This is a genomic window from Corallococcus sp. CA053C (assembly GCF_003611675.1).
GTDB lineage: Bacteria > Myxococcota > Myxococcia > Myxococcales > Myxococcaceae > Corallococcus.
The window spans coordinates 1-468 of sequence record NZ_RAWA01000864.1 but is presented as its reverse complement, the minus strand read 5'-3'; the positions used below and the strand labels follow the sequence as shown (position 1 = coordinate 468).

Genomic DNA, 468 nt, shown 5'->3' with positions numbered 1-468 from the left:
GGCTTCGTGAGGAAGGAGGACTGGGACACGCTGTCCGACTGGGGGCAGGTGGTGCGCCTCTTCATGGTGGGAGGGGACACGCCCCACTCGGTGTGGTTGGGGATGATGGAGGGCTACTCCCTCTTGTCCGGGCACCTGGTGCGGCGCTATGGCAACCGCGTCAATCCCGACTCCCACCCCGCCGGAGTCATCGCGACAGGGACGCTGGGGCCGGTGTACGCGGAGGCGTTCGTCTCGGACGTGCTGAGCGCTCGCCTGACGGGAGCGGAAGTGGCCCTGGACGTACAGCACCTCCTCTTGGGCCGGCCCCCTGTCCCCGGACGCTACACGCTGGCGCTGTCGGCGGTACATGACTGGGGGCAGGTTGGAGGCACCTCAAGGCCCATGACGCTGGCGCACCTGGACGCGACCGCCGTGGTGCTGCGGCGAGGGCGCAAGGGCAAGAGGCTGGAGGCGCACCTGCTGGGC

At 69.7% G+C, this 468-nt stretch carries 1 pseudogene; it reads left to right on the top strand.

The annotated features are described in order from the left end of the window. Positions 1-468 (top strand): annotated as a pseudogene (locus D7V97_RS43625) (hypothetical protein); the annotation flags it as partial.